The 23304-nt window shown below is 61.7% G+C and carries 22 protein-coding genes and 2 tRNA genes; 12 read left to right on the top strand and 12 right to left on the bottom strand.

The window, feature by feature from the left end:
- A partial coding sequence (locus C6W91_RS16665) for a hypothetical protein (RefSeq protein ID WP_370571142.1) occupies nucleotides 1-181 on the bottom strand: 181 nt, incomplete at its 3' end.
- A gap of 265 nt (nucleotides 182-446) precedes the next feature.
- Here C6W91_RS16665 and C6W91_RS16660 point away from each other — a divergent pair.
- On the top strand, nucleotides 447-1292 hold the full coding sequence (locus tag C6W91_RS16660; protein ID WP_065271417.1) for a glycosyltransferase family 2 protein: 846 nt from the start codon (nucleotides 447-449) through the stop codon (nucleotides 1290-1292).
- 35 nt (nucleotides 1293-1327) lie between these two features.
- On the opposite strand, the gene C6W91_RS16655 is transcribed toward C6W91_RS16660, so the two are convergent.
- From C6W91_RS16655 to C6W91_RS16610, 10 genes are all read right to left on the bottom strand, one after another.
- Complete coding sequence (locus C6W91_RS16655; RefSeq protein WP_274840363.1) at nucleotides 1328-4540, bottom strand: 2Fe-2S iron-sulfur cluster-binding protein; 3213 nt, start codon at nucleotides 4538-4540, stop codon at nucleotides 1328-1330.
- Between the two features lie 190 nt (nucleotides 4541-4730).
- Entirely contained in the window at nucleotides 4731-5504 is a 774-nt protein-coding gene (locus C6W91_RS16650; protein WP_065271419.1) for a LamB/YcsF family protein, read from the bottom strand.
- The gene (locus C6W91_RS16645; protein ID WP_274840362.1) at nucleotides 5501-6532 is read right to left on the bottom strand and encodes a biotin-dependent carboxyltransferase family protein; all 1032 of its coding nucleotides are present in this window, start codon (nucleotides 6530-6532) and stop codon (nucleotides 5501-5503) included. The genes C6W91_RS16650 and C6W91_RS16645 overlap by 4 nt, the downstream gene beginning before the upstream one ends.
- Nucleotides 6529-7281, bottom strand: coding sequence for an allophanate hydrolase subunit 1 (locus tag C6W91_RS16640; RefSeq protein WP_065271421.1), 753 nt, complete (start codon nucleotides 7279-7281; stop codon nucleotides 6529-6531). The genes C6W91_RS16645 and C6W91_RS16640 overlap by 4 nt, the downstream gene beginning before the upstream one ends.
- A gap of 167 nt (nucleotides 7282-7448) precedes the next feature.
- Nucleotides 7449-8888, bottom strand: a complete 1440-nt coding sequence (locus C6W91_RS16635) for a methyl-accepting chemotaxis protein (RefSeq protein WP_370571141.1) — start codon at nucleotides 8886-8888, stop codon at nucleotides 7449-7451.
- A 219-nt stretch (nucleotides 8889-9107) separates the two neighbouring features.
- Nucleotides 9108-9184 (bottom strand) — tRNA-Arg (locus C6W91_RS16630).
- A gap of 90 nt (nucleotides 9185-9274) precedes the next feature.
- Nucleotides 9275-9351, bottom strand: a tRNA-Arg gene (locus C6W91_RS16625).
- A gap of 90 nt (nucleotides 9352-9441) precedes the next feature.
- Nucleotides 9442-10827, bottom strand: coding sequence for a HAMP domain-containing sensor histidine kinase (locus tag C6W91_RS16620; protein ID WP_065271423.1), 1386 nt, complete (start codon nucleotides 10825-10827; stop codon nucleotides 9442-9444).
- A 15-nt stretch (nucleotides 10828-10842) separates the two neighbouring features.
- Nucleotides 10843-12261, bottom strand: coding sequence for an NAD(P)/FAD-dependent oxidoreductase (locus tag C6W91_RS16615; protein ID WP_065271424.1), 1419 nt, complete (start codon nucleotides 12259-12261; stop codon nucleotides 10843-10845).
- A 2-nt stretch (nucleotides 12262-12263) separates the two neighbouring features.
- Complete coding sequence (locus tag C6W91_RS16610) at nucleotides 12264-13001, bottom strand: VTT domain-containing protein (protein WP_335645307.1); 738 nt, start codon at nucleotides 12999-13001, stop codon at nucleotides 12264-12266.
- Between the two features lie 422 nt (nucleotides 13002-13423).
- On the opposite strand from C6W91_RS16610, the gene rpmH reads away from it, so the two are divergent.
- The 8 genes from rpmH (at nucleotide 13424) to yihA (ending at nucleotide 20276) form a co-directional block, all read left to right on the top strand.
- On the top strand, nucleotides 13424-13558 hold the full coding sequence (gene rpmH, locus C6W91_RS16605; RefSeq protein ID WP_008554144.1) for a 50S ribosomal protein L34: 135 nt from the start codon (nucleotides 13424-13426) through the stop codon (nucleotides 13556-13558).
- A gap of 32 nt (nucleotides 13559-13590) precedes the next feature.
- Nucleotides 13591-14016: a ribonuclease P protein component gene (gene rnpA, locus C6W91_RS16600; RefSeq protein ID WP_065271426.1), complete on the top strand. Its 426-nt coding sequence runs from the start codon at nucleotides 13591-13593 to the stop codon at nucleotides 14014-14016.
- Between the two features lie 52 nt (nucleotides 14017-14068).
- Entirely contained in the window at nucleotides 14069-14335 is a 267-nt protein-coding gene (gene yidD, locus C6W91_RS16595; RefSeq protein WP_065271427.1) for a membrane protein insertion efficiency factor YidD, read from the top strand.
- A 106-nt stretch (nucleotides 14336-14441) separates the two neighbouring features.
- Complete coding sequence (gene ttcA, locus C6W91_RS16590) at nucleotides 14442-15329, top strand: tRNA 2-thiocytidine(32) synthetase TtcA (protein ID WP_065271428.1); 888 nt, start codon at nucleotides 14442-14444, stop codon at nucleotides 15327-15329.
- A 66-nt stretch (nucleotides 15330-15395) separates the two neighbouring features.
- A complete protein-coding gene (locus C6W91_RS16585; protein WP_065273587.1) occupies nucleotides 15396-16940 on the top strand; it encodes a bifunctional diguanylate cyclase/phosphodiesterase in 1545 nt (514 codons plus the stop codon).
- A 125-nt stretch (nucleotides 16941-17065) separates the two neighbouring features.
- Nucleotides 17066-18877, top strand: a complete 1812-nt coding sequence (gene yidC / locus C6W91_RS16580) for a membrane protein insertase YidC (protein WP_065271429.1) — start codon at nucleotides 17066-17068, stop codon at nucleotides 18875-18877.
- A complete protein-coding gene (locus C6W91_RS16575) occupies nucleotides 18874-19626 on the top strand; it encodes an MOSC domain-containing protein (RefSeq protein ID WP_274840202.1) in 753 nt (250 codons plus the stop codon). Before yidC ends, C6W91_RS16575 begins: the two co-directional genes overlap by 4 nt.
- Complete coding sequence (yihA, locus tag C6W91_RS16570; protein ID WP_274836224.1) at nucleotides 19626-20276, top strand: ribosome biogenesis GTP-binding protein YihA/YsxC; 651 nt, start codon at nucleotides 19626-19628, stop codon at nucleotides 20274-20276. Before C6W91_RS16575 ends, yihA begins: the two co-directional genes overlap by 1 nt.
- Nucleotides 20277-20291: 15 nt before the next feature.
- Here yihA and C6W91_RS16565 read toward each other — a convergent pair whose 3' ends face one another.
- Complete coding sequence (locus tag C6W91_RS16565; RefSeq protein WP_065271432.1) at nucleotides 20292-21020, bottom strand: SDR family NAD(P)-dependent oxidoreductase; 729 nt, start codon at nucleotides 21018-21020, stop codon at nucleotides 20292-20294.
- A gap of 121 nt (nucleotides 21021-21141) precedes the next feature.
- Here C6W91_RS16565 and argB point away from each other — a divergent pair, with 121 nt between their 5' ends.
- From argB to C6W91_RS16550, 3 genes are all read left to right on the top strand, one after another.
- Entirely contained in the window at nucleotides 21142-22002 is an 861-nt protein-coding gene (gene argB / locus C6W91_RS16560; protein WP_065271433.1) for an acetylglutamate kinase, read from the top strand.
- A 111-nt stretch (nucleotides 22003-22113) separates the two neighbouring features.
- Nucleotides 22114-22788, top strand: coding sequence for a ferredoxin (locus C6W91_RS16555; protein ID WP_274840201.1), 675 nt, complete (start codon nucleotides 22114-22116; stop codon nucleotides 22786-22788).
- Nucleotides 22785-23282: a histidine phosphatase family protein gene (locus C6W91_RS16550; RefSeq protein ID WP_065271435.1), complete on the top strand. Its 498-nt coding sequence runs from the start codon at nucleotides 22785-22787 to the stop codon at nucleotides 23280-23282. Before C6W91_RS16555 ends, C6W91_RS16550 begins: the two co-directional genes overlap by 4 nt.
- Nucleotides 23283-23304: the final 22 nt, after the last annotated feature.

The raw sequence follows: 23304 nt of genomic DNA, 5'->3' as shown, positions 1-23304 counted from the left end.
TGAAGGGGGTTCTAGTCCCAACTCCAAATACCCGCAACCCCAAAATCAACAAAAACACATTTTTCAGGAAGAAAGGTGAAATAACAGGCAAATACAATGAGTTAAGTGAAGCCATCGCGCCAAAGAACTGGCAGGAGCCGCCCCATGCCTGCCCAGCAGACGGGCGCGCGGAAAGACTCAATCGCGACAAAACCCCACATCTAGACGAATGCCACAATGAGACCACAAGACACCCGCGACTCGCGGCAGCGACTCGGACTGATATCCGTCGCAAAACAGTCGAATCCTCCGCGTCGGCGGTTCTGCTAACAACCGACGGACCATCGTCTGCAGTCTGGCGGCGACGTCGGAGGATATTCCCCCCCTCCCCTACCGCCGCAGTTGCCTCTGCGGCGTGGCGCGAGGATCCACTTGGCCAAGCGGGACCGAATGCGCATAGTGCAGGCATGAAAGCAGCTGCAATCACCATGGTGCACAAGGACTACTGGGCTTTGCGCCAGTGGTACCGGCATTATTCCGGCGCCCTGGGGGCTGAGAATCTCTTTGTCGTCGCCCATGGGCCGGACCCGGTGGTGCAGGAGATTTGCCCGGCGGCATCGGTCATCACGATCCCTCGGGACCGGTTGCAAGGGTTCGATCATTGGCGCGGGCGTCTTCTGAACGGAATTCAGCGCGGCCTGCTGGAGATCTACGACTGGGTGATCCGGACCGATGCGGATGAGCTGATCTGCGTCGACCCGCAACTCTGGTCCTCTCTGCCGAAGATGCTGGCCGCACAAGAGGCCAGCGCCATCTTTGCCCTTGGGGTGAATGTCTTTGCACCAGATGAGGCATCCGGCTCGCCTCTCTATCAAGGTGTGTTCTCCGGGCATTACAGCAAGGCCTGGGCCGTGCGTCAGCCGCATGACCTGCGGCGCCACGGGGTACAGGTGCGGCCAAGGCGGCTGGCGGAGTTCCCCTATTGCATGCCACACGGTGTCTATCTTGCGCATCTGAAGTTCGCCAACCGGCAGGCGGCGACCGAGATGGCCGACATCCGAACCGAAGTTGCAGGCGCAGAAGGCAGCGGGACCCCCGGCAAGGCCTGGAAGCAAGCACATCAGGAAATGGCAGCGCAATACGCGGCCCTTGCCGATCTGCCACTGTCGCCATGGGAGAAAGCAGAGGCAGCGGCCTGGGACGCGTTGCAATCGCCGGTGCGGGACGAGGGGATCTCGGTCCTGCGCAGCAAGAGCCTGCGATTTGACAGCCGGGTGCATCTGCCGGATTGGTTTCCGCCCCGCGGAGACTAAGGGCAGAGGCTAGCCCTGCCCTTTCGCTCTTTCCCTTACAGGTCGACCTCGATGGTGCCGTCCTTTTGTGCTGCGCGCGATTGGCACAGGATGACCGCGCCTTTGCGCTGCGCCTTGGACAAGACGAAATCCCGGTGCTCGACCTCTCCGGAAAGGAGGTCACATTTGCAGACCCCGCAGATCCCGTCGGCACATTTCACATCGACGCCGATCCCGGCCTCTGCCAGCACATCGGTCGCACTTTTGTCCGCCGGGACGTGCAGATCCCGCCCAGACTTGCGCAGGCGCAGTGTGAAGGGGTGGTTTTCATACTCGGGCACCTCGGGGACCGAGAAATACTCCAGATGCCGCGCCTCCTCGGGAAAGCCCTGGCGCTCGGCGGCCTCAAGCACCCCCTGCATGTAGCGATCCGGGCCGCAGGTGTAGACGTGGTACCCTGCCTGATAGCCCGCCAGAACCTGATCAAGATCGGCCCGGGTGCCTTCCTTCGAGACATGCACATGGACGCGATCCGCCCAAGGCGCCTGCGCAAGATCGGGCAGATATCCCGCCGCTGCGCGGTCGCTTATGGAATAGTGCAGCTCGAACGGGCGGCCCAGCGCATGCAGACGATGCGCCATCGCGATCATCGGGGTGACGCCGATGCCGCCGCCCATCAGGAAGGACTTCGCAGCGCCCTCCTCCAACGGGAAATGGTTGATCGGCTTTGAAATGAAGATCCGGCGACCTTCGGTAAAGATCCTGTGCAGCAGTTTAGAGCCGCCCCGCCCGGCATCCTCGCGCAGAACACCGATCTGATACTTTGACCGGTCGGCGGGATCGCCCGACATGGAGTATTGCCGCAGGAATTCCGGCGCCACGACGATGTCGAGATGCGCTCCGGCGGTCCATTCCGGCAGGTCGCTGCCATCGGGGCTGCGGAATTCATACTTGTTGACATCGGCGCTCATATCTTCGACCTTGGAGACGATCACCTGCAGCACGGGACTGTCCGCGTCGTTGGAATAGATGTGATCCCAGGCCCCGGTTTCCCCGCGCGCCCGGCGGGATCGATATTCTTCGGCGGTGACCATCGCCTGATAGGCCTCGATCCCGGCCTCCCGGTCCATCGGGAACGGATAGGGCCAGGGGTGCGGCGCCAGCGGCGCGGGATAGACCGCAAGAGTCTGATCCTCGTACTTCAGATCGAGATCCTTTTGCAGACCGCGGGCATTGACCGGGTGACGAGTCGGGCGATAGCCACCGTCCTCTTCCAGCTCCAGATCCCACCACCATTTCTTGGCCGGGTTCATCTCGCCATTGCCGAGCGCATCGTCCAGTTTCGCCAGCGCAGGCGCCGCCTTGGGCAGCTTCATCGCCGCCCAGCGGAAGGGTTTTTCGGCAAAGATCCCCTCAAGATTCCACGGACAGGTCTTCATGCAGCGCCCGCACATGGCGCCGCCCGGCGTGGTGATCCGATATGTGGTGCATTTCTGGCTGTCGCTTTTCCAGATCTCATAGCCGTTGAACATCAGCTTGGGTCCGGCCGTGATCGCCCCCGAGGGGCATTCGCGGGCGCATTTGTTGCAGCTCTCGCAAAAGGACTGCAGGCCAAAGTCGATCGGCTTGTCATGCGCCAGCGGCATATCGGTGGTCACCACCCCGGATTTCAGGCGCGGGCCAAGGAAGGGATTCAGGATCACCTCGCCAATGCGACTGACTTCCCCCAGCCCCGACAGCAGCAAAAGCGGCGGTTGCAGGACTTCGCCATCCATCACGGTGTGTGCCTTGGCCTTGTAGCCAAGGTTGCGGATCTGCCGCGCGATCACCCCGCCCAGCAGGGAAAACCGCAGATAGGCCCGCATGGATTGCGCCACCGCGATCCAGTCATCACCCGATGTGCCCTCGGTAGTGTCAAACCCCTGATCGACGATCATGCTGATCGCCTGATCGTGGTCGGGCACGATGGGCGTGCCGGTCGCGTCATGGCTGTACCAGGTCCAGTCGGGGCAGCGGCTGATGCCGACCGCGTCGATCCCCAGCCAGTAACTGGCCGCCTTTACGTTGGCGGCGTTGCGCTCTGCATCCACGGGGCGCGGTCCTCGCGCGGGTTCACCATCCTGCAAAAGGACAAAGGCCCCCAGCATCCGCCGCTGTGCCATCGATGGCGCCGCCTTGCGCGCATACAGCCCACCGGTCGCGGCCTTCTGATTTGCCTTGCCCATGTCACCGAACTGGCTGCGGGCAAACATGTCGGCGCGTTTGGGAACGCGGGCGACGCGCGCCTCGTCGATATAGGTGGTCGGCGTATCGACCCGCTTCAGGGTTTCAAAGGGATGCGGCCCATCCTTGAAATCCCGCGCCGCAAAGGGATCCCCATTCAGCGCCGAACGTTCCGAACCAACGCCCAGCCACCATTTCGGCCCCTTGGTAGAAAGGCCCGGCTGCTGGTCTTCTGGCGCCAGCGGACGATCCATCGCAAGATCGAAATCGGTGGTCACCACCGCAAGGCCAAAGCGATCCCCCAGATAGGGATTCTGCAAACGGGAGCCCTTCACCGTTGCCAGCCCCGCAGACACAGCCAACTGATTGAGATCAACATCTGCAGAAGTGCCGGTATGCGCCTTGGCGTCCCAGCCCAGAAGGCGAATGTAATTGGCCAGCACCACGGCGGTTTCGCTGGCCCGCAGGCAGGCGCGGTGATGTTCCGCATCGTGCAGCCAGTCGCAGCCATCCTCACCCGGATGCGGGTCGCGCGGCATCTCGTAAAGGAAGGTGATCGCACGGGTATGCCCGCCGATCCCACTGGGCGGCGCCTGCATGGCATCGCGCAGATCCGCCATGATCATATCAATGCCCGAAGCCAGCGTCTTGGTCTGCTTGGTCTTCAGATCATGGGCCAGCCGGTCGATATCCGGATTGCGATAGGGTTGCTGCAGATGCGCCGACTGTGGCACCGGGCCGATCCCGACCATCGCAGCATCAGCAAAATAGCCAAACGCCTTGATATGATCTGCCCGCACCTGGGGATCCTCCGGGCAGCCTGCCTGCACCTTGTTGACCAGTCCATCCCGGATGGCGTCCATCATCGCCTGATAATCGCCCATGGCGTTGACGATCGACCCCGGCAGATCCGGGCGGCTGAAGGTCAGCGGCTGAAACGGAGGCACCGCAGTGAGATCCGGCATCCTGCCCCGCGCCAGCCGCTCAAGCGGGAAAGGCCCCAGATGAACGGGCCGGTCACGAGTAGAGAAGAAACGCATCGCCATAACACCGGATCCTGCTGTGAATGAAAAAGCTGCGCAGTCTATACCGCAGGTACAGGCCTATCGGTAGCAGCCAATATCCAATTTCACATAAAATCCACTTAAGTCACTGAATAATTTAAGAACAATAATGAGAGACGCGCTAGGTAACGCAGCTCTCCACTTCTTATCAGGCCGACAGCCAAGCGACGGATCAGCCCGTGCGGCCGTCGAAACGGCGGACATCCACTCCGCCTTCGGTCAAGCTGGCGCGCACCGCGCGGGCCAGAGACACCGCCGTCGGTGTGTCCCCGTGCAGGCAGATCGTGTCGATGGCGGTCGGGATACGCTTGCCGCTTTCGGTGATGATCGCGCCTTCCGTGACCATCTGCAGCATGCGCGGACCGGCCAGTTCCGGATCATGGATCACCGCACCCGGCTGACTGCGATCAACCAGGGTGCCATCGTCGTTATAGGCGCGGTCCGCGAAGATCTCGCCACACCAGTTGCAGCCCAGATCCCGCACCACCTCTTCCATGGCCGTGGCCGCTAGCACCATGACGATGATGTCCGGATCCACCTCCAGTGCCGCCTGATAGCAAGCCCGCGCCATATCGTAGTCGGTGCAGGCCATGTTGGACAGGGCGCCGTGCAGTTTCAGGTGCCGCACTTCGGTGCCCAGCGCCGCCGCCATGCCGCGCGCTGCACCCAGCTGATAGCGTACCAGATTGGCCAGCGTTTCATGCGGCACATGCATCCGGCGGCGGCCAAAACCCTGCAGATCCGGAAAACCGGGGTGCGCGCCGATTCCGACGCCATTGTCGCGGGCCAGCCCCATGGTACGCGCCATCACATCCGGATCGCCGGCATGGAACCCACAGGCAATATTGGCAGAGGACACCACGTCCAGCAGCGCTTGGTCATCACCCATATTCCACGGGCCAAAGCTTTCGCCCATATCCGCGTTCAGATCGACAGTTTTGCTCATGTATCGCCTCCAGTGGCAAAGGGGTCGGCCAAAGCAGAGACCGCACCGCTGACAAGTTGATAGGACAGAAGGTCCTGAATATCTGCGGGATCCCGCAGCAGAGGATGGCAATCGCCCGGCAAGGCGCGCAGCGCCCGGTCATATGCGTCCTGAATCTGCAACCCCTCCTCCAGCGAGACCCAGCGGAACCGTATCGACGCGCCCGCCTGTGCCTGGGCCACCTTGGGCAGATCGCAAGGCAGGACTGTCCCGATCCGGGGATATCCGCCAGTGGTCTGGGCCTCACGCAGCAGCACGAAGGGTTTACCGTCGCCGGTCATCTGCACATCACCGGGCACGATCACTTCGGACAGGATGTTGAGCTGCCCGGCAGCCGCAAAGCCCTCCCCGTCCGACAGCATCTCAACCCCCATCCGGTTGGCCCGGCTGCCGCGAGTGAACTCTGTCTCCGCGAAGCGGTTGCGCACATCGGGTGGGAACAGCGCGCTCTGGAAACTCTCCACGATGCGTAGCTCGCCGCCCTGAAACCGGTCTTCTGCAGCAAGGGTCAGCCCCGTTTCGGCAGGCCCGTCCGATCCGGCAGGCAACAGATCACCCACGGCGACTGCCCGGCCCAGCCCCGCCGCCACATGGGCGGAGCGGGAGCCAAGCACCGGCTCCGTATCGATACCGCCCCCTAGGTGCAGATAGCCATAAACACCGCGCCGGGCCGGGCCGATGTCCAGCCGCTGTCCAGCCTCAATCCGGTGGCTGGCGTTCCACGCCAACGCCGCCCCATCCAGCGTCGCGGCCATCGGTGCCCCGGTCAGGGCAATGCGCAGGGGCGCTGTTGCTTCGAAAGTGCCGCCCATGCCGCCCATTTCCAGCGCGGCCAGCCCCGGATCCTGCCGCAGCAAGGCAGCGCCCTCAGCCAACGCCAGCACATCCGCAGCGCCGCCGCGCGACACACCTTGATCCAGTAGACCCGGACGCCCGCCGTCCTGCACCGAGGCCGCCGGGCCGATTTTCAGCACTTTCAGCGCGTTCATGCCGGGATCTCCTCTGCGATGGCGCCGCCCATGGCTGCATCACTCTCTCGCAATTTCAGGAAATCAGCGCGCGAGACCGGTTCGAACTGCAACTCATCGCCCGCCTGCAGCGCAAAGGGTGCTTCGGATTCGGGGCGGAAGATCATGAAACCCGTCTGCCCGACATGGCGCCAACCCGTCGGTGTGGCAGAAGAAAACAACACGAACTGACGGATCGCCAGAACCAGCGCCCCGCGCGGCACCATCGGCGTCAGCTCGGTCTGGCGCGGTAGATCCCATTCAGGACCCAGCGGACCCAGATAAGGCTGCCCCGGCGCAAAGCCGATGGTCAGAACCCGCACCCGCGCCGATCCCAGACTGTCGATGGCCTGCGCCTCGCTCATCCCCGCAGCATCGGCGGCCTCTGCCAGTTGCGGCGCCAGATCGGTGCCATAGACGGTGGGGACCCGCCAGAACCTGCGCCCGGGCGGCAGCGCCTGCTGATACCAATCCCGGGTACTCAGCTCTTCCTCAAGCCGGGCCTGTAGCCTGTGATGATCAAGGATCGCGGGATCGAAACGGATATAGACCGAGGCCAGCGAGGTTGCCGTTTCAAGCACGCCATCAAGGCCCAGCGCCTCAAGTCGCTGACGAAAGGCAAGTGTCGCCCGGTTCGAAGGCTCACTCAATGCATCGGCAAAGGTCACCAGCATACCCGTCAGGCCGACCGTGCGGATCATTGGGAAATCCGAAGCTACGTGCGAAGTCATTCATGCCCCCTGTTTTGCGCGCAAACGTTGCGGCGCAGGGCGGGAGTGTCAACACAGCAGTTTCAATCCTCGCCGGGGATCAGGCCCCCGCGAGGGCACCCCCGCCCCCATAACAGGAGACATCTCCGTACCAGCCAAGACAAGGCGGCGCGTGTCGATCAGAGGGTTCAGAAATCTTCCCAGCGCACAGCCTCAGCCGTGGCGGCGTTCCCGACCGCAACCGGCGCGGCTGGCCTTGGCCGGGGGGCGGAAGCCTTGGCCGAGGGGCCTTTCCCAGAGCTCTCACCCTTGGTTTCCATGCCGATATCAGGACGCGTCTTGAAGGACTGCACCTCTTGCATCAGATGCGACGCATCGTTGGACAGAATCTGTGTCGCGGCCGTCGTCTGCTCCACCATGGCCGCGTTCTGCTGGGTCACCTGATCCAGCTGCGAAACGCCGGCGCTGATCTCGACCAGAGTGGTGGACTGCTCTGAAGCGCCGGTGGCGATCTCGGAAATGTGACCGGAGATCGTCCCCACCGCATCGACGATTCGCTTCAGTTCCTCGCCGCTGCGGCCAACCAGATCGACGCCAGTGCCGACGTTGTCCTTGCTCTCGTCGATCAGTTGTTTGATTTCACCCGCCGCCGTCGCCGACCTTTGCGCCAGCGCCCGGACCTCTGCGGCAACAACAGCAAACCCACGCCCTGCGTCTCCGGCACGGGCGGCCTCAACCCCCGCATTCAGCGCCAGAAGGTTGGTCTGGAAGGCGATCTCGTCAATCACAGTGATGATCTTGGCGATCCGCTCGGATGAGTTTTCGATCGCGGACATGGCGCCAATGGCATCGGATACAACCCGCTCACTCTGCACGGCGACAGACTGCGTGTTGCCAACAATTTCCTCGACCTTGCGCGCGCCTTCAGCAGCAGCGCGCACGGTCGATGTCAGCTGTTCCAAAGCCGCCGCCGTCTGCTCCAGCGTGGCTGCCTGGCTTTCGGTGCGATGCGACAGATCGGTGGACGACTGACTGATCTCGGATGCGGTCTGCTCCACCGCGAAGGACACATTCTTGACCGTGTTAACGGCCTTTTCCAGCTGTTCCATGGAGCGATTGAAGGCCTTGGCGATTACCACCGTGTCTTCCGAGCTGCGCACATTGACCCGCTGACGCAGATCTCCCTCGCTCAACGCCTGAAGTCCGGCGGCAACCTCCTGGAGGGCACGGCGGCGGGCGGTGACATCGGTTGCAACCTTGATGACCTTTTCGGTCACACCATCGGCACCAACCACAGGTGCATAGGTCGCCTGGATCCACACCACCGACCCATCCTTGGCAAGCCGGGGATATTGATCCGACATACTGCGCCCGGCTCGCAGCGCCGTCCAGAACTGTGCATAGTCCCCGCTTGCTGCAAATTTCGAATCCACGAACATGGCATGGTTTTTGCCGACAATCTCGTCGAGCTGGTATCCCAGCAACGAAAGAAAATTCTCGTTCGCAGAGATGATGGTTCCGTCAGCTTTGAACTGGATAACCGCCTGAGTTCGCTCGATCATATCCACGAGCACGCGATCCATTTCCGATCTTTCGGGCGCTGCCCGCGTCCTACCTTTAAAAAACACTCCAGCGCTCCGCGATGAGTTGGATTGGTTGTGTACTGAAAGCTCAAACTATCCGGAAATCTCTATCTAAACTTTAACGCTTGCAGAAAATCCGCGGTGCAAAAGAATAGCTCACGCTTCGACGGGATAGATGCCGACGGGAAAATGCGGCATGCCCGCTCCACTGCGACAGGACGTCTCTGCCACACCGGAACAAAGTAAAGGGGAGAAGAGAAGCAGTGGCGGACCGAGGAGGATTCGAACCCCCGACCCCTTGATTCGTAGTCAAGTACTCTATCCAGCTGAGCTATCGGTCCACTGCTGCGGGATTTAAGGCTCCCAGACGAATGCGGATTTACCATTCGTCTAACCTGCGCCGTCCACACCATTTTCAGTGTTTCAGGTAGTGGCGGACCGAGGAGGATTCGAACCCCCGACCCCTTGATTCGTAGTCAAGTACTCTATCCAGCTGAGCTATCGGTCCACTGGTGGCGGGGTTTAATGTGACCCGCAGATAGGCGCAACCCCAAAAACGAAATTAGTTTCAGCGCACCCGCACGGGCGCGTGAGCGACTTAAAACGCTCCGTCTCCTTTGGGCAGGCAGATCTCAAAAACCGTGCCCTCCGGGCCAGTCTGACGCATGTAAACGGCGCCGCCATGGCCCCGCGCCAATTCCTGCGCGATGGCAAGGCCAAGGCCACTGCCCCCCTTGCGCGCGCCACCCTGGAACGGGGTGAACAGGTTGTCCTGCGCCTTTTTTGGCAGCCCCGGCCCGGTATCGGTGATCCGGATTATCCAGGCGTCATCCTCTTCGCTGGCGGTGATTTTGACCTGCCCCGGCTTTCCGGTCGCGGCAATGGCCTGGCGGGCGTTGCGCACCAGGTTCATCACGATCCGGTAGAGCTGCTCCTGATCTGCCCGCACAGTCAGTCCAGCCGGGACCGAGGCCACGATCTCGACCTCTCCACCGCTGGCCGCCAGGGTCTCGCTTTCGGCGACGTCACAGGCGATCTCATGCAAGGAGACGAAAGCAAATGTTGGCGCGGGTTCTTCGGCACGGCCAAAGGCCAGCGTGCCTTCGCACAGCGAAACGGCCCTTGTGATGGAATTCACCAGCTTGGGCGCCAGCCTGCGCACCAGTGGATCCTCGCTGGTTTCGATGCGGTCGGTGAACAGCTGCGCCGAGGTCAGGATATTGCGCAGATCGTGGCTGACCTTGGCCACCGCTCCGCCCAGCTGCGCCAGCCGTTCTTTCTGCTTCAGCGCGTGGGTCAGCTCGGTCTGCAGCTTCATCAGCGCCTCTTCGGCTTCGCGCAGTTCAGTTACGCCTGCGTTTGGCTGGATGATTCCCCGCGCATCCTCGGGCGCGGCTGCATAGCGCTGCATATAGCCCACAACGCCCTTGATCGGGCGCACCAGGAACACCCGCACCGCCATGAACAGCAAAAGCGCCGTAAAGACCGAGATCACCGCCGACAGGATCAGAATACGAACGCCATAATCGATCATCGCCGACCGCAGGGGCGCGGTCTCCATGGTGATTTCGATCAGCAGCCCGGCATCTCGCACCGGCGCGCCAATGACCCGGATAATGCGGTTTCCGGGCGTCACCATACGCGTCATCGCATCGGAAATCAGTGTGAACGGCCCGGCCATGCGCAGATCAAAGGTACCTTCGATCGGCTGCGGAATCGGCGAGGACAGCACCAGCTGGCGCATCTCGTCCCGGCGCAGGACCACGTTGAAGACTCCCGCATTCGCCAGAAGCTCCTTCTCCAGCTCCGAATCCAGCATGTCGTCCGCCAGAAGCGCCAGCGAGGCGAGCTGCGCCCGCTCCAGACGGTCCGACAGGTAATCCAGCCGAAACCGGGAAATGGAGGGCACGAAGATCAGCACCTCGGCCAGCATTACAAAGACCGTGGTCAGAACCAGAAATCTGCCCGACAGCGTATTCAGCATTTCGCCCCTTCCGGCTTAGGGGATCCAGCGCTGTACGAACCGGACCACGCGTTCAACCTTGGGATTATCAAATAGACGAGGAGAGAAATAGGCCCCCGCGACCCGTTTGTTAACCTCACCAATCGTCGGATAGGGCGAGACCATGGCCGCGACCTGGCTCATCTTCATATTATTGGCCAGAACAAGCGACCAGAGGTTGATCAGTTCGCCTGCCTGATGGCCGACAATCGTGACCCCCACCGGACGGCCCTTGACCACCATCGCCTTGATGAAACCCTTCGCCTTGCGCTCGGCAAGGGCGCGGTCGTTGTGGCTGAAATCAAACCGCGCGATCTCCAGCTGGCTGCCGTGTTTCTTCCGCGCCTCTGCTTCGGTCAGGCCGACCTGCGCCAGTTCCGGGTCCGTATAGGTGGCCCAGGGAATATGGGCGGTCTTTGCCTTTGACGGCAGCCCGAACAGGACAGAGCGGATGATCACCCCGGCATGATATCCCGCCACATGGGTAAACTGCAGCCCCCCGGCCACGTCACCGATGGCATAGACGCGGCGATTGGTAGTGCGCAGGCTGTCATCGACCTTGATCCCCGAGCGCGTGGTCTCGATCCCCGCTACGTCCAGGTTTAGCCGCTCCGTATTGGTCTTGCGCCCGACCGCCACCAACAGATGCGTACCTTTGAAGATGCGGCCATCCTTTGCTTCAACTTCAATAGCCCCCGCCGCGCCGCGAATCTCACTGGCCAGGGCCTGTTCGGCAATCTCAACGCCTTCGGCGCGCAGATGATCCAGCACCAGGGTTGCGGCCTCAGGATCATCCTTTGCCAGCGCGGTGTCACCTTCGATCACCGTCACCTTGCTGCCCAAACGCACATGCGCCTGCGCCATTTCCAGACCGATGGGGCCACCGCCGATGATCAGCAGATGATCTGGGCGCTCGCGCAGATCAAACAGGGTCTCGTTGGTCTCATAAGGCACCTGATCCAGCCCGGGGATTGGCGGCACCAGCGGCGACGATCCCGTGGCGATGACAATCCGCCGCGCGGTGATGACGTGATCGCCCGCCTCCACCTCGCGCGGAGAAATAAACCGCCCGAGCGCACGGATCACCCGCACCCCGAACCCTTCGAACCGCTCCTGACTGTCGACCGGTGCAATGGTGTCGATCACATCCTGAACATGATCCTTGGCCGCCGCGTAATCCGCCTGCGGCACCTGATCAGCCACCCCGAAGGCCGCGGAATGCGCGGCGCCATAGGCCGCCTTGGCGCTGGCCAGCAGCGCCTTTGAAGGTACGCAACCGTAGTTGAGGCAATCGCCGCCCATCTTGTGCCCCTCCAGAAGGACCACATCGGCGCCCATCTGGCTGGCCCCGGCCGCGACAGACAAGCCACCTGACCCGGCCCCGATGACCAGCAGATCACATTTAATACGCTGCATGATCATGCCTCCGGCGTTTTGCCTGCACCCTTGCGGCGCAGCGATTTGACGATGATTGGCATGGCCGCCAGCACACAGAGCCCCAGAATCGGGCCGATCACATGCGGCTCCCACAGGAGCGACAGGTCGGGATCCTCGCCTCGGTCGAACACGGCGCCGACACCAACACCGATCCAGGTAAAGACGATGGCGCCGGGGATGATTCCCACCGCCGTCGTCCACAGGAAGTTTCCGAACTTCACCCCGACCATGGCGGGCAGCAGATTAGCCACGAAAAACGGTACCGCCGGAACAAGGCGTAACAGCAGGAGCACCTCAATCTCGTTTTCCCGCAGCGCCTGTTTTAACATTTGCACGCGTCCTTCGGCGGCTTCGAAGCGGGCCGAGAGTGTTTCGCCCAGCCCCCAGCGCGCCGCCAGAAAGATGCCTGCTGCACCGATGGTGGCCGAGACCACATTGAGCGTAGTCCCGGTGGCAAGGCCGAACAGGAACCCGCCGGTCACCGAAGCAACAGCGGCGCCGGGCAGCGAAAACACGACCATGACGATGTAAACGGCCGCAAAAACCGCCGCGAGGCCGATCAGATTCTCATCACGGAACTGCAACAGCGCCTCCCGATTGTCCCGAAGCGTGTCGAAGGTAAGGTAATCCTTCAGCGTCACGGCTCCGATCACCGCGACCACAGCCACGATAATCAAAGGCAGGTGCCGCGCGATGCCCGGCTTTTTGAGGTCTGTCATCTTGCTCTCACCCATGTCTTGGCTGTTCGGCAGGGCACGGACACCGGGGGAGGTCCGCCCCCCTTGATCCGCCTGCCCCGGCGCCTTTTGCTGCTCCGGTGCATTTTTCTATGATCGATATGGCCCCGGCACGAGCCTGACGCATAGCAGTTCACGGGCGCTTGATCACCGGACATTTTTCGTGAGAAATCCACTGGCCCACATGCGCGCTCTGTAACAATCCCACCGGTTTTCGTGACACGACAGCGCCGCAGCCCCCCGAATTTTGACATAAATATTGCATGAGGGGACGAAAAGCGGCGAAAACACCGGCCAATGGGTTTGACTTGCCGCCCGATCCCTTCTAATGACCGGGCTTCGAGATTTGACCCCGGGAGGCGATTCCGCGCCCTGCCCGTAGATACAATGTGGAGACCGGAGCGATGAAACGCACCTATCAGCCTTCGAACCTGGTTCGCAAACGCCGCCACGGCTTCCGTGCGCGCATGGCCACCAAGGCAGGCCGCAAGATCCTGAACGCACGCCGCGCACGTGGCCGGAAAGAGCTGAGCGCATAAACCGCGCTCACTGCTTGATCCGCGTTGACGGTATGACACCGCCGAAGGCCCCCAAAGACGGCTCTGCCGACGACCGGGACACGCCTTCGGCGGTTTCCGTTTGTCCAGATGGCGCCGAATCCCCGCAAGGGATTGAGGTGTTGACCAAGCGCCGCGAGTTTCTTGCGGCTGCGCGCGCGCGTCGTCAGGGCAGCAAGGGCATGATGGTCCAGGGTCGCAACCGCCGGGATACCGGCGGCATTCGCGTTGGCTTCACCTGCTCAAAAAAGGTCGGCAATGCCGTTGCCCGCAACCGGGCCAAACGCCGACTGCGCGAGGTGGCTCGGATGATTCTGCCCAGTCACGGTCGCCCCGGCTGGGATTACGTGCTCATTGGCCGCGCCAATGAAACCGCCCAGCGCCCGTTCGAAGAACTGAAACGCGACCTGATCTACGCCCTGAAGAAGATTCACGGCTGATCCTGTCTGCGGGGCCTTCCCCGGGCCCAACCTGCTTCCTATCTTGATCAACATGACCTTCTTTGCCCGCATCCTTGCCCTGCCCGTGCGCGCCTATCGGCTGATCTTCAGTCCCTGGGTCGGTTTTAACTGCCGGTATCAACCCACCTGCTCGGCCTATGCGCTGGAATCGCTGGAAAAACACGGCGCAGTAAAGGGAACATGGCTGTCTCTGCGGCGAATCGGCCGCTGCCATCCCTTGGGCGGAGATGGCTACGATCCGGTACCGGGCAGCGATCCACAGCACGAGACCGAACAAAAGAGCAAGTCACAGGGTTAAGGGGCTGCTATTCCCCACCCAGCGCCCACGACAGGCACTCTCGGCTCAAAACCTTGTGCCCCGCTTTTTTCTTGGCAAAGCCGTTTTGACAGGCTACGGGGCCGTCATGCTTGATGATGATCTGGACGAAATCCATCCGCTCTTTGCCGGTGCGCCCTCCACCACCGAATTCAAGAAGCTGCGCAAACGCATAGTCCGCTATGCCCGCGAAGCGATTGATCAATACGGCATGGTGGAACGACGCACGGACGGCACCACGCCGCGCTGGCTGGTCTGCCTGTCCGGCGGCAAGGACAGCTACACCCTGCTTGCGGTTCTATATGAACTGAAATGGCGTGGGCTGTTGCCGGTGGACCTTCTGGCCTGCAATCTGGATCAGGGTCAGCCCGGTTTTCCGGCAACGGTTCTGCCGGAATTCCTTGAAAAGATGGGCGTTCCGCACCGCATCGAATATCAGGACACCTACAGTATCGTCGTCGACAAGGTGCCACAGGGGCGGACCTATTGCGCCCTGTGCTCCCGCCTGCGCCGGGGTAACCTTTATAGGATCGCGCGCGAGGAAGGCTGCTCCGCAGTTGTGCTGGGGCATCACCGCGATGACATCCTTGAGACGTTCTTCATGAACCTGTTTCATGGCGGGCGACTGGCTACCATGCCGCCCAAGCTGGTCAATGAAGAGGGCGACCTCTTCCTGTTCCGCCCCCTGGCCCATGTGGCCGAGGCGGATTGCGAGAAATTTGCCAAGGCGATGAACTACCCGATCATCCCCTGCGACCTGTGCGGAAGCCAGGACGGCCTGCAACGCCAGCAGGTCAAACAGATCCTGGATCAGTGGGAATCAAACAGCCCCGGGCGCCGCCAGGTTATGTTCCGGGCCCTGATGAATGCACGTCCTTCGCATCTTCTTGACCCGAAACTGTTCGATTTTGTAGGGTTGAGCGTGAAAAACCCATCAGAAACAGAAGATTTGGACAAGATTCCCGTATTGCGTTAACTCCGCAGTTAGAAGCGGATCATAGTCTTTGCATGCACCCCTGTGCAGAAGGTGAAAGGTCCGCTCATGCCAAAACTCAATTCAGGTCTGCTGACGCACATCCGGAGAAAGATCGCTCCTGCGTTGTTCACGCCTCCTGTCTTGGCGTTTCTGCCTGCCCTGACACTGGCGACCTTCTGGATTGGCGGCGAGGCTGCGCTGCTTTGGGTGGCCCTCGGCCTTCCCATTCTCTTCGCAGCCCTTGGCGGCTTTGACCGCTCACGTAATCGCGGCACACCCCGGGATAGCATCACCGGCATGATGCTGCGCGAAGGGTTCGAACTGGGTGTGCGCGACGTGTTCGAGGACACCTCTGATACCGGGCTGCGCTCGGTGATCTACATCATCGAAATCGACGATTACAAAAACGTGGTGGATCGCTACGGTCAGGAAGCCGGCGATCAGATCATGCAGCGTTGCGGCGACCGCATCGCCAGCACCCTGCGAAATAAGGATATCGTGGCACGGATCGGCGACAGCAAATTCGGCATCTGCCTGACACCCGTGTTGCAGCTGGACCTGGAATCCTGCGTGCAGCTGTCCGGCCGCATGCAGGCCTCGGTCGAAGAACCGATCTCGCTTGATGGCACATCGGTTTATATCTCCTGCTCCATCGGGTTCTGCCTGCGCAGCCGTGCGCCGGGCACCAAACCTTCCGACTGGGTCGCTGCCGCCGCCACCGCGCTGGCCGAGGCGCAGCAAAATGGCCCCTCGGGCATCCGGGTCTATTCCGCAGATATCTATCACCGCACCAAAGCGCGCTGTAATCTGCGCGACGAAGTTGCCGAGGCGCTGGAAACCGGTCAGATCATGCCCTGGTTCCAGCCCCAGATCTCAACGGATACCGGACGAGTGTCCGGGTTTGAGGCGCTGGCCCGCTGGATGCATCCGGTCCGCGGCCTGATCCCGCCGCATACTTTCCTGCCCGCGCTGGAAGAAGCCGGGCTGATGGAGCGGCTGAGCCAGGTCATGCTGTTCCACTCTCTCACCGCCATCAAGGCATGGGACGCGGCTGGTGTGGAGGTTCCCTCTGTCGGGGTGAACTTTGCCACCCAGGAGCTGCGCAACCCCGGCCTTGCCGACAATATCCGCTGGGAACTGGAACGCTTTGGCCTGTCGTCGGACCGCCTGTCGGTCGAAATTCTGGAAACCGTCATGACGGACCAGCCCGACGATGTGGTGACCCGTAATATCGCAGCGCTGAGCGCCATGGGCTGCCGGATTGAGCTGGATGATTTCGGTACCGGCCATGCCTCGATCTCGGCGGTGCGGCGCTTCAATATCTCCCGGATCAAGATCGACCGCTCTTTCGTGATGAAATCGGACCGCGATCCGGAGCAGCAGAAACTGATTGCTGCGATCCTGACCATGGCCGAACGTCTGGACCTGGAAACCCTGGCCGAAGGCGTTGAAACCGTGGGCGAGCACGCGCTGCTGTCGCAACTGGGCTGTGACCATGTTCAGGGCTTTGGCATCGGCCGCCCGATGCCCTTTGACCAGACTCTGGACTGGATCACCGCGCATCAGTCCAAACTGCAGGACGCACCGGCCATTGGACGGCAAAACCCCTGATTTTTTGGATTTCCCGGCGCCGGGGGCGGAATGCCGCCCCTGTTTTCCCGGATTCCGCTTGACCTTTGGGGTCCACCTCTGTTGAACCACACCCTGTCATTCCATGCACGAGGTGGCGGTCCCCAATGGACGATCAGAACAAGAATCTCATTCTCGCAACAGCACTCAGTTTCCTGGTGATCCTTGGGTGGTACAGCTTTTTCCCGCCGCCGGAACCGGAGCCTGCTCCGGAAACCGTGGCGAATGAAACGGCTCCTGCGGGAGACACGGCAGCTGCGCCCGGCGCAGCCCAGCCCGATACCGCAGTCAGCACCCAGCCCAGCGAAGAGGCCCAGGCCCCCGACGCTCCGCGCCTGACCATCGATACCCCGCGCCTGGCGGGCAGTATCTCGCTTCAGGGTGGGCGGATCGATGATTTGGCGCTGAAAGACTACCACGTCGAGCTGGCAGAGGACTCCGACATCGTGCGGGTCCTGTCCCCGGTGGGCGAGGACAATGCCTTTTACGCGCTTTATGGCTGGGCACCGGGCACCGGGCTTGGCTTTGACGATGTTCCGGGCGCCAATACCGTCTGGTCTGCGGACGAAGGCCAGGTTCTGACACCGGACAGCCCGGTGACCCTGACCTGGGACAACGGCAAGGGCCTGACCTTTACCCGTACCGTCGCAGTGGATGAGGATTATCTGTTCTCGGTCACCCAATCGGTTCAGAACGCCACCGGCGCCACCGTGGCCCTGGCCCCTTATGGCACCCTGGCGCGTCACGGCGAACCTGCGAATCTGAAAAACTTCTTCATCCTGCACGAAGGCGTCGTCGGCATGGCCGACGGAGAGCTGGCGGAAATCGACTATGGCGACATGGCCGATTTCGACCCCGATCCGCGTGATGGATCGCGCGCCGAGGTCAAGCAGGTCGAATCCAACGGCTGGCTCGGCTTCACCGACCACTACTGGATGTCCACGCTGATTCCCGAACCCGGTCAGGGCTTCCGCTCGATCGCGAAATACGACGAGCGGCGCGAGATCTACCAGACCGACGTCGTGCTGCCGACCGCGACCCTCGCCGATGGCGAAAGCAGCGAAGTCACCACCATGCTGTTTTCCGGCGCCAAGGAATGGGCGACCATCCGTGGCTACCAAAAAGACGGCATCGAAGGCTTCCTCGACAGCATCGACTGGGGCTGGTTCTTCTTCCTGACCAAACCGATCTTTGCCGTCCTGCACTGGCTGCACGCGATGATCGGCAACATGGGCTGGTCCATTATCGGCCTCACCATCTTCATCAAGATCCTGGTCTTCCCGCTGGCATATAAATCCTATGCGTCGATGGCGAAGATGAAGGAACTTCAGCCGCAGATGGAAAAGCTGAAAGAGCGCGCAGGCGACGACCGTCAGAAGCTCCAGAAAGAAATGATGGAGCTCTACAAGAAGGAAAAGGTGAACCCCGCTGCGGGCTGCCTGCCGATCCTGATCCAGATCCCGATCTTCTTCTCGCTCTACAAGGTGATCTTCGTCACGCTGGAACTGCGGCACGCGGCCTTTTTTGGTCCCTTCCAGGACCTCAGCGCGCCCGATCCGACCTCGTTGATGAACCTCTTCGGCCTGCTGCCGTTCTCTGGCCCCGAGCCCGGAACCATCTTTGCCACCGTGTTCATCGGGATCCTGCCCATCCTTCTGGGTGTGTCCATGTGGCTGCAGCAGAAACTGAATCCGGCGCCCACCGATCCGACGCAAAAGATGATCTTTGCCTGGATGCCTTGGGTGTTCATGTTCATGCTTGGCGGTTTTGCTTCGGGTCTGGTGGTTTACTGGATTGCGAACAACACCATCACCTTTACGCAGCAGTATCTGATCATGCGCAGCCACGGGTATAAACCGGACGTGTTTGGCAATATCAAATCCAGCATGAAACGCGCACCCAAGACGGAAGACAAATGACAGACACCGTTACAGAGATCTGGCGCCACCCGGTCAAATCACACGGCCGGGAAGCGCTGGAAACGGTAACACTGACCGCCGGGCAGACCATGCCCGGCGATCGTGTTTGGGCGGTGGCGCATGAGGCCTCTACCGCCGATGGCAGCGCATGGGTGCCCTGTTCCAATTTCAGCCGTGGCGCCAAGGCGCCGCAACTGATGGCGATTGATGCCAGCTACGACGAGGCCACCGGCCACGTCACGCTGCGCCATCCCAGCCGGGGCGAACTGACCTTCGACCCCGACGCCGCAGAGGACCTGCCCCGGTTTCTTGATTGGGTGGCCCCGCTGATGCCCGCAGAGCGCGCCGCCTCGGCGCATATCGTTCGGGTGCCGGGGCGTGGCATGACAGACACCGATTTCCCCTCGGTGTCGCTGTGCAACCTTGCCTCGCACCGCGCGGTCGAGGCGGCGATCGGTCATGAGCTGTCGCCACAACGCTGGCGTGGCAACATCTGGTTCGATCTGGGCACGCCCTGGGTGGAAAACGAATGGCTCGGCCGTGAGGTGCAGATCGGGGAAGCGGTCTTTGCGGTGCGCGAACGCACCCGCCGCTGCATGGCGACAACCGCCAACCCGGCCACCGGCGAACGCGATGCCGAAACGCTGAAGACCCTGAACAGTGCCTTTGGCCATCAGGATTTTTCAGTCTATGCAGAGGTCGTGCGCGGCGGAATTATCCGCCTTGGCGATCTGGTAAAGGTGCTCTGATGCAAATGCAATTTTCCCTGGCCGAAGCGCCCGACGAGGCAACCGCCGAAAAGGGCCGCAAACTCTTTGCTGGCCAGTCCGAATTCCTGAAAGGCGTGGTCGCCATGTCGGGCCTGCCCGAAGCCGACCGGGTCGAGGTCTGCTTTGCCGGCCGCTCCAACGTAGGCAAATCCAGCCTGATCAATGCGCTGACCGGCACCAAGGGGCTGGCGCGAGCCTCTAACACCCCAGGCCGCACGCAAGAGATCAACTATTTCACCCAAGGTCCCGATCTCTACCTCGTCGACCTGCCGGGCTATGGCTATGCCAATGCACCGCTGGCGGTGGTCGAAAAATGGCAGAAACTGCTGAAACGCTATCTCAGCGGGCGTCAAACCCTGCGCCGCGCCTTTGTGCTGATCGACAGCCGCCACGGCATCAAGAAGGTCGACGACGAGATCATGGCGCTGCTGGACAGTGCTGCGGTCACCTTCCAATGCGTGATGACCAAGGCCGACAAGGTCAAGGCGAAGGATCTGGACAAGGTGATGGAACAGGTGCGTGGTGCCCTGTCCAAACACCCGGCGGCCTATCCTGAAATCGTGATGACCTCTTCGGAAAAGGGCGAGGGAATCGCCACGCTGCGCTCGATCATCTCCGGCATCGACTAAGCCGCTCGGCGCCCGTCAGACGTGCTGGGCGCCGTTCACTTCGATCTCCGCCCCGGAGATATATGAGCTGCCTTCAGAGCAGAGGAAGTAGATCGCAGAGGCGACTTCCTCGGGCTGGCCCAGACGCTGCATCGGCAGTTTTTCCACGATATGTTCGGTCCCCGGTGACAGGATTGCCGTTTCCACCTCTCCCGGCGCGATGGCATTGACCCGCACGCCGAGCGGGCCGAAGTCATGCGCCATCTCCCGCGTCAGTGCTGCCAAGGCTGCCTTTGACGTGGCATAGGCCGCCCCAGCGAAGGGATGCACCCGGCTGCCCGCGATTGAGGTCACGTTGACCACGGAGCCCTTGGCGGCTGCCAGTTCATCCTTCAACCCCCGCGCCAGCACCACCGAGGCAAAGAAATTGACGTGGAACACCTTGCCCCATGTCATCAGATCAGTGTCGAGCGTGTTCAGCCGTTCGCCATCCGGCCCTTTGGGGGAAATCCCCGCATTATTGACCAGTGCATCCAGCCGCCCGTTCAGACGCTCCTGAATGACCCCAACCGCATTAATGGTGTCCGAGGGGTCCGACAGGTCCAGTTGCACGTGATTCTCTTCTCCGCCGCCCCAGGGGCATTCCTGCGGAAACGGGTGGCGGGAACAGGTGATCACCCGCCAGCCTTCGGCATTGAAATGCCGCACGGTGGCATGGCCAATGCCGCGGCTGGCTCCGGTCAGCAAAAGGGTCTTCTGGCTCATTGGGTGGGTTCCGGTCTGAGGGCTCTACGGCCTGACCCTATCATTCCCGCACCGCGCTGCAACGGCGCACTTGGCACAGGGCGCAGAACCGCGTAACACCACTTGCCAGAGGGACCCAGCCATGAAGAAGCAAGATATGAACCGCGATTGGATTGCAACCGCCGAGACACTGTCGAGCGCCCTGCCCTATATGCAGCGCTATGACGGTGCCATCGTCGTGATCAAGCTCGGCGGACACGCCATGGGCAGCGACGAGGCCATGGAAACCTTTGCCCGCGATATCGTGCTGATGCGACAGGTCGGAGTGAACCCGGTCATCGTGCATGGCGGCGGTCCAATGATCAACGCAATGCTGGACAAGCTTCAGATCAAGTCCGAGTTCGTCAACGGCAAGCGGGTCACCGACAAGGCCACGATGGAAGTGGTCGAAATGGTCCTGTCCGGTCTGGTCAACAAACGCATCGTGCAGGCGATCAATGCACAGGGCGGTATGGGTGTTGGCCTGTCAGGCAAGGATGCGGATCTGATCACCTGCGAAGAGACCAACCCGGATCTGGGATTCGTCGGCACACCGGTAGAAATGAATCCGGCGGTGCTGCACCACCTGTTCGAGAATGACATCATTCCTGTCATCGCTCCGATCGGAGCGGGCCGCAACGGCGAGACGTTCAACATCAACGGCGACACCGCCGCCGGGGCGATTGCCGAATCCCTCAACGCTGATCGCCTGCTGCTGCTGACGGATGTGTCCGGCGTGAAAAACGCCAGCGGCGAAGTGGTTACCGAGCTGAAGGCCGCTGATGTCGAGGAAATGACAAAGGCAGGCGTCATCGCAGGCGGCATGATCCCGAAGACGGAAACCGCCCTGTCAGCGGTCCGAAACGGTGTCCGGGCCTGCACCATCGTCGATGGACGGGTGCCGAATGCGGTGCTGCTGGAGCTGTTCACCGATCATGGCGCCGGGTCGATGATCCGGGCCTAACCCGCACGGGTGACATCAAGACAGTATTGAAACCGCCCCTCCCCCGGGCGGTTTTTCTTTGGGATCACGGGTCCAGAGGCTACATTTGGCTACCATCACCCAGGGAAGCCTATGACATCCGCACCCAGCTATCAGGAGATCGAGCGCGCCGCCAAACACCGCGACCTTGCTGTGCTTGGCGCCCTACACCCGCGCCATAGCCCAGTTCAGGACCTGAAGGGCGGTACGCTGGTCCTCCTAGGCCTTCTGGGGGCGGAATGCTGGACCCGCATCACCGGCGCGCCGGAGTTCAGAGATGCTGCGGACGATCCGCTGGACCGCTGGTCTGAGCGGATCATCGACGCCTTGGCGACAGATACCGGAGCCACCGCCCACTACCCCTTTGGCGGGCCGCCCTATACGCCCTTCATCAACTGGGCGCTGGCCTCGGGGCGGGTTTTCACATCCCCGTCGCACATGCTGGTCCATGATACGGTTGGCATGATGATCTCGTACCGGGGAGCGCTTCACTTGCAGCAGGAGATCGATCTACCACCGCCTCCTCTGGCGCAGTCCCCCTGCGACAGCTGCGTGGCCAGACCCTGCCTCAGCACCTGTCCGGTGCAGGCGTTGGTGGCGGGTGGCCCCTACGGTGTTACCGCCTGCCACAGCCATCTGGACACCCCGGAGGGCGCTCCTTGCCTTGAAAACGGCTGCCTTGCCCGGCTTGCCTGCCCCCTCAGCCACGGGGCCAGTCGCGACCCGGTGCAATCGGCCCATCACATGAGCTATTTTCACAAGACATGACCTGCACACTTATTCTGACCCGCCACGCCAAATCCGCCTGGGACACCAGCGCCCCCAGCGACCATGCCCGCCCGCTGAACAAACGGGGCCGCGCCTCGGCCAAGGCATTGGGCGACTGGCTGCGGGACATCGATCAGTTGCCGGGACAGGTGCTTTCTTCCTCTTCGCAGCGCACGCGGGAAACCTATCAGTTGATGGATCTCTTCGCCCCGGCTGTTTTTACCGAGCGGCTGTTCCACGCCAGCCCGGAGATCATCTTTGAGGTTCTGAAACAGGCCGAACATCCGCGAACCATGATCCTGTGCCACAACCCGGGCATTGCCGCATTTGCCCATGCCATCGTAAGCCATCCGCCAGACCATTCGCGATTTGACGACTACCCCACCGGCGCCACGCTGATCGCCCGCTTTGACATCGACCGCTGGAGCGATCTGACCTGGGGCAGCGGCAAGGTGGTGGATTTCATCGTGCCACGCGAACTTCTGGGCGCCTGAGCCCCCACAATAAGAAAAACCC

The sequence above is a fragment of the Phaeobacter sp. SYSU ZJ3003 genome (genome assembly GCF_041300735.1).
GTDB classification, from domain to species: Bacteria; Pseudomonadota; Alphaproteobacteria; order Rhodobacterales; family Rhodobacteraceae; genus Phycobacter; species Phycobacter gallaeciensis_A.
This window is presented reverse-complemented; position numbering and strand designations above follow the sequence as displayed.